Annotated in this window: 1 protein-coding gene; it reads right to left on the reverse strand. The window is 73.2% G+C overall.

Annotated features, from left to right (window positions below; translation table 11 throughout):
• The coding region (locus HUK84_RS21830) for an aromatic amino acid lyase (RefSeq protein WP_176641995.1) at positions 1 to 634 on the reverse strand (634 nt) is incomplete at both ends.

Genomic DNA, 634 nt, shown 5'->3' on the forward strand with positions numbered 1-634 from the left:
CCAGGCCGCCGGGGGTTGCGCCGGACAGGCGGACCGCCTGCCGGGCGGCCATGGCCTCCAGCGCCACGAGCGGGTGGAGCAGCGTGCATTGCAGGCGCAGTGCGCGGGCGATGGAGGGCAGATAGCTGGCTTCGTCCTCGAACCCGTTGGCGACCGGCACCTGGTAGAGCGAAGCGGGGGTGGATTCGCGCAGGATGGCGGTGGACAGGTCGGCGGCGAGCTTGGTCGCCGCGCCGAACGCCACCTGCCGCCCCGGATCGAAGGTCAGGTTGCGCGGCAGGCCGGACAGGTCCTCGCGGCACAGGGCGAGGATGCGGCCGAGCACGCCGCGGACGTAATGGCACAGCGCCAGGACCAGGGCCTGGGCGTCCAGCGCCAGGGTCAGGGGCAGCGAGGCGCCCGAGGTCATCGCCCGGCCGTCCAGCAGGATGGGATTGTCGTCGCATCGGGCGAGGCCGTGCGCCAGCGCGATTTCGACCCGGTCGAGCGTTGCCAGGAAGGCGCCGCCGATCTGGGGCATGCAGCGGAAGCTGAGCGGGTCCTGCAGGTTGCGGCGCGGCGTCCAGCCGCCGGGCGGGTTGATGCGCTGCAGGAAGCGCGCGATGCGGATTTCCGCCGCCATGCCGGTACGGCG

The organism is Nguyenibacter vanlangensis, assembly GCF_013376155.1.
Classification (GTDB): Bacteria; Pseudomonadota; Alphaproteobacteria; order Acetobacterales; family Acetobacteraceae; genus Gluconacetobacter; species Gluconacetobacter vanlangensis.